6 protein-coding genes are annotated in these 5,688 nt (G+C 41.0%); 5 read left to right on the forward strand and 1 reads right to left on the reverse strand.

Annotated elements, in window-relative coordinates; translation table 11 throughout:
* Window positions 1–95: 95 nt before the first annotated feature.
* Entirely contained in the window at window positions 96–443 is a 348-nt protein-coding gene (locus tag I3259_RS19735; RefSeq protein WP_238031382.1) for a conjugal transfer protein TraR, read from the reverse strand.
* 572 nt (window positions 444–1,015) lie between these two features.
* Here I3259_RS19735 and I3259_RS19740 point away from each other — a divergent pair.
* The 5 genes from I3259_RS19740 (at window position 1,016) to recR (ending at window position 5,594) form a co-directional block, all read left to right on the forward strand.
* On the forward strand, window positions 1,016–1,450 hold the full coding sequence (locus tag I3259_RS19740) for a YbaN family protein (protein ID WP_238031385.1): 435 nt from the start codon (window positions 1,016–1,018) through the stop codon (window positions 1,448–1,450).
* Window positions 1,451–1,580: 130 nt separating this feature from the next.
* The gene (apt, locus tag I3259_RS19745; RefSeq protein ID WP_238031383.1) at window positions 1,581–2,126 is read left to right on the forward strand and encodes an adenine phosphoribosyltransferase; all 546 of its coding nucleotides are present in this window, start codon (window positions 1,581–1,583) and stop codon (window positions 2,124–2,126) included.
* A 276-nt stretch (window positions 2,127–2,402) separates the two neighbouring features.
* On the forward strand, window positions 2,403–4,622 hold the full coding sequence (dnaX, locus tag I3259_RS19750; RefSeq protein WP_238031384.1) for a DNA polymerase III subunit gamma/tau: 2,220 nt from the start codon (window positions 2,403–2,405) through the stop codon (window positions 4,620–4,622).
* Between the two features lie 39 nt (window positions 4,623–4,661).
* Window positions 4,662–4,991, forward strand: a complete 330-nt coding sequence (locus I3259_RS19755) for a YbaB/EbfC family nucleoid-associated protein (RefSeq protein WP_005370465.1) — start codon at window positions 4,662–4,664, stop codon at window positions 4,989–4,991.
* Window positions 4,992–4,994: 3 nt separating this feature from the next.
* Entirely contained in the window at window positions 4,995–5,594 is a 600-nt protein-coding gene (gene recR / locus I3259_RS19760) for a recombination mediator RecR (protein WP_005370467.1), read from the forward strand.
* The last annotated feature ends 94 nt before the right edge of the window (window positions 5,595–5,688 follow it).

Raw genomic sequence — 5,688 nt, forward strand, 5'->3', positions numbered from 1 at the left:
AGTTCAAAAAAATCCCCAAGCTGCAGCTTAGGGATTTGTGTATAAGAGACAGGCGATATTCGCTGCCTTTTCTATATGTCATTTATTAATGAAGATCAGTCGTGGTGATAACGACTATGTTCACGGCATGCTTTACAGCGAGGTTGTGCCGGATCTTGCTCTAAATCACTGTATTCAATTTCTTCTTCACAATCAGTACATAAACCATACATACCTAGTTTAAATGAACAGACTGCGGCATCTACTTTTTCAAGACGAATTGCAGTATCAAAAAGAGCAGGAATGAATGATGCTTTCGCCATCGTAATCAGGTCGTTAAGTTCTGCATCATTAATCTTTGCAGGATCAGTAACTAGGCTATTGAGCTGTATTTTATTTTTTAATTCTTCCGCTAGGGTTAAAAATTCTGTATTTAGCGGGCTCTGAAATTGTTGATAATTCATGTCTACCATTGCCGTAATGATTGATTCAATAGAGGAAATTAAACATCACTGTCATTAATTATGGGGATTGATATGAAACAAGAGAGCAGCGAAAAATCCCAATATCAGCATATACCTCAAGTTCTATTTTTAGTTTATTCGATATTTATTTTTGGGTTGTGATTTGAATCAAGTCTTGGTGTGAATTTATATCAATAACCCTATTTTTCTTCGGTTTTTGCTAAAAAAATTATCAGATAAAATGTTTTTGTAACAAATGAAAACAAAACATAACAAATGCAGCGTCTTCATAATGACACTGTCAATTATCTTATATAAGGAAGTAGAGATGGATCATGAATTTAAAGACCCGTATAGCGCGAAATATTTCTTTGGTTTGTTGTTAGTACTCGCTTTACCGACTTTACCTGCGATTCTGACTTCACTTGGGATTTTATTAAACTAGTTTGCTCTGTGATTAATTCGCTTTTTTGTCGGTTATTATTTGATTTATAAGTTTTAATCATCGCTATACTAAAGTTATCTCTTGCTTCAATATGGAGGTAGCAATGGATACAAGGAATAGCGTAGTAATGCGGCAGAATATCGATCTAAAAACAAGAGTTGTTTCATCGTTATATGTATTTGCAGGGGCAACGTGTGTTCTCTTAGGTGTGATAGGGATTTTTTTACCTCTGTTGCCCACAACCCCATTTTTGTTACTAGCCAGTGCGTGCTTTATGCGAGGCTCACCGCGTTTAAACCACTGGCTACGTCACCATCCTACCTTTGGGCCGATTTTAGATAATTGGTATCAACATCGTGCGGTCTCTTCTACGGTAAAGCGCCGTGGTAATATCATGATAGTGTGCAGTTTTACACTGTCTATTTTTCTTGTGCCGTTATGGTGGCATAAAGTGATGTTACTGGTTATGGCGATGACATTACTCTTCTTCTTTAATAGGTTGACAGTAATTGATAAGACTGTGGCTGGCGAGCTAGTTGCTGATAAACAGGAAAACCAATAAACTGCATCAATAATTCATGACAGATAATTCTGAGAACTATCTGTTGGAGTTGATGATATTGCCTGCGATTCAATAGGCATTTTATTTCTCGCTTGATATTTATCAGCATTGTGAAAGCACGGAAACGATTATGAACCAAGAAACAATTAACTTGATTAAAAATAGTATTCAATCAATTCAAGACTACCCTAAGCCGGGGATCTTATTCCGTGATGTAACCAGCCTGATGGAGCAACCTGAAGCGTACCGTGCAACAATTGCTATTCTTGCTGAAAAATATAAAGATCAAGGTATTACAAAAATCATCGGTACTGAAGCGCGTGGTTTTTTGTTCGGTGCACCATTGGCATTAGAATTAGGTGTGGGTTTTGTTCCTGTTCGTAAGCCAGGTAAATTACCTCGTGAAGTGATTGCTGAAAGCTACGAATTAGAATACGGCAAAGATACTCTAGAAATTCACAAAGATGCGATCAAACCGGGCGATCGTGTATTACTTGTTGATGATTTACTGGCAACAGGTGGCACCATTGAAGCGACAACAAATTTAGTGCGTCGTTTAGGTGGTATTGTCGATGATGCGGCATTTGTTATTAACTTGCCTGATATTGGCGGTGAAGCACGTTTGCAAGGTTTAGGTTTAAATGTTTATGCTATTTGTGACTTCCCTGGTCACTAAGTTTAAATAGATCAATGAGCAGTAAGTAAGCTTGATGTTTACTTACTGTTTATTTGCTTAATGATTGCTCTCTCAATTGTCTCTTCTCTCGCTCCAAAATACGCAATATGCTAGCATTAGCGCAAGTTTTACCATCAACACATCATGTCTTAGTATTTCTCTTATTTTCTACGAACTATTTGTTTTATTGGTATCTAAAATAAGGTTTAGATAATAATAGAAATAGAGGCGAGTGTATTTATAAGACGCTGTCTAGATAGAGTAAGGTAGTTATTAATGAGTTATCAGGTTCTGGCCCGTAAATGGCGTCCATCTCAGTTTTCTGATGTGGTTGGTCAGTCACATGTGTTGACAGCCTTAGGCAATGCGTTAACGCAAAATCGCCTTCATCATGCTTATTTGTTTAGCGGTACTCGTGGTGTGGGTAAAACAACCATTGCGCGCATTTTCGCCAAAGGACTGAATTGTGAAGAAGGGATCACGGCAACACCCTGTGGTAAATGTGCTACGTGTCGAGAAATTGACGAAGGGCGTTTTGTTGATTTATTAGAAATTGATGCGGCGTCTCGTACCAAAGTAGAAGATACTCGTGAACTGCTTGATAACGTTCAGTATAAGCCTGCTCGTGGGCGCTTTAAAGTGTACTTGATCGATGAAGTACATATGTTATCTCGCCACAGTTTCAATGCCTTACTTAAAACATTAGAAGAGCCACCGGAGTATGTTAAATTTATTTTAGCGACGACGGATCCACAAAAGCTTCCTGTTACGATTTTATCTCGTTGTTTGCAGTTCCATTTAAAGCATCTTGATCATCAACAAATTCAAGCGCAATTAGAAAAAGTACTCACTGAAGAAAAAGTCGAGTATGAAGTTAAGGCATTAGGTTTATTAGCGCGCGCCGCAGAAGGCAGTATGCGTGATGCGCTCAGTTTAACCGATCAAGCTATTGCTTTAGGAAATGGTCAAGTTGCGATAGATAATGTTGCAACAATGCTTGGTACATTAGACACAGATCAAGCGTTATTCTTACTTGAAGCTGTTGCGCAAGCTAATGCTAATGTTGCGATGAATAGCCTACAAGAACTTGCGAATATTGGTATTGAGTGGGATAGCTTACTACGTGAATTGGCTAGTCAATTACACCGTGTTGCTATGTATCAAGCATTACCGGCGAGTTTAGATGATGCGTTGCCAGATGCTGAGCGTATTAGCTTGTTGAGCCAATTGATGACGCCACAAGATGTACAATTATGTTATCAAATCGCGTTGCAAGGTCGTCAAGATTTAGGTTATGCCCCTGATGGTCGCACTGGACTTGAGATGGTGTTATTGCGCATGTTGGCATTTAGACCTGTTGTTTCATCAGGGATCCAACCACAATCGATCAATGTTCCTAACGCTCAACCTGTCACGACAGCACCAGCTGTAGCGTCTAACCCAACAGGATCACAACAAGGTGTCTCTCGTGTTCAAGCATTAAAAGCACAAATGCAAGCGGCACATACAGAGCCAACAGCTCAAGTCGCGCCACAACAGTCACCAGTACAACCTAATGTGGCGTCTAATCCAGAGAAGAATATGGCTCCAGCACAGCCAATGATCTCAGAGCCGCAAGTTGCACCTATTCAGCCAAGCGCTCAATCACAATCTGTTACGCCACAAGGTTCTCAAGACATTGCACCAAATGCATCACAATCGATGAATGTGGCAGAAGCATCAACGGTACAGACTGACACACCACGTTCTGGATCGGCGGCCAGTGGTTTATTGGCTGCGCGTAATAGATTACGCAGCCAGAAACAGCGTGGTCATGATGATGCACAGGTATCATCGGTAAAAAAGGCTCCAACGACGCCAGCTAAAAAAGTCGCAACTTCCGTATTAGATCGCGTTGCTAGTAAGCAAAAGGCGATGCCTACGAGTGCTTCACGTGCGATGCTGACGTCGGATCTTCCTGCCGAACAGAAAGAGAAAAAAGATCAAGAGTACCGTTGGAAACCGACAGCAAAACCTGATGTCGAAGAGGCTAAAAAAGTCGATGTTGCTCCACGTGTTTTAAAGAAAGCACTGGAGCACGAAAAAACGCCTGAAATGACAAAAATACTTGTCAATGAAGCGGCAAATCAGGATAGTTGGGCAAACTTAGTGACGCAGTTAGATGTGGGTAAATTAATCCAGCAGCTAGCATTGAACTCTTCTTTTGAGCAGCAAGGTGATCAAATCACATTGCATTTACGTGCATCACAACAGCATTTAAATGGTGAGCGTGCGAAAGAGCAATTATGTAGTGCATTAAGTTCCGTATTAGGACACCCTGTCATGTTGAATATCGTACTGGGTGAAGAAGGAAAAACACCGTTAGAATTACGTGAAGAGCTGTATCAGCATAAGTTGTTACAGGCAAAACAGAGCTTAGATAATGATCAAAATGTGATGTTTATTTGTCAGCGTTTTGCGGCTCAACTTGATGAAGACAGTGTTCGACCAATTTAAAGGTTTTTAACCAGACCAAGATAGAGAGAGAGAAGAGATATGTTTGGTAAAGGTGGCATGGGTAACATGATGAAGCAGGCGCAGCAGATGCAAGAGCGCATGCAGAAGATGCAAGAAGAAGTAGCAAACATGGAAGTAACTGGTGAATCAGGTGCTGGCCTTGTTAAAGTTACTATCACTGGTAGCCACAGTGTTCGTCGTGTTGAAATTGACGAAAGTCTAATGGAAGATGACAAAGACATGCTAGAAGATCTTATCGCAGCGGCATTTAACGATGCTGCTCGTCGTATCGAAGAAGCACAAAAAGAAAAAATGGCTTCAGTAACTGGCGGTATGAACCTACCTGCTGGCTTTAAACTGCCATTCTAATTAATGCGTACCAGTCACTTACTGGAGCATTTAATGGAAGCTTTACGCTGTCTACCGGGGGTTGGTCCTAAGTCAGCACAGCGTATGGCTTTTAGTTTGCTACAGCGTAATCGCCAAGGTGGTTTACAACTTGCAGATGCACTGAGTCAGGCCATGACTGAAATTGGACATTGCCGTGATTGTCGAACATTTACTGAAGATGATGTGTGTGCAATTTGTGAGAATCCTCGCCGCCAAGAAAACGGATTAATTTGTGTTGTTGAAAGCCCTGCGGATATTGTTGCAGTAGAAGCAACAGGACAATTTTCTGGCCGTTATTTTGTATTGATGGGGCACTTGTCACCACTTGATGGTATTGGACCTTCTGATATTGGTCTTGACCGTCTTGAAAATCGATTACAGCATGAAAATATCAGTGAAATAATTCTTGCAACTAACCCTACGGTTGAAGGGGAAGCCACAGCGCATTACATTGCTGAGTTATGTCATGAATATGATGTACCAGCGAGCCGTATTGCTCATGGTGTTCCTGTTGGTGGTGAGTTAGAGCTTGTTGATGGTACAACGCTATCGCACTCATTAGCAGGGCGTCAGCGTTTATAGTCTGCCGAGAATAAATAAAAACCGCGCTAATATAGCGCGGTTTTTTTGTTTGCCCAGCGAAGCTGGCAAACCCGTCAGGTTGGAAGAAACCTGA

This window comes from Photobacterium sp. Ph5, assembly GCF_022129445.1.
GTDB lineage: Bacteria > Pseudomonadota > Gammaproteobacteria > Enterobacterales > Vibrionaceae > Photobacterium.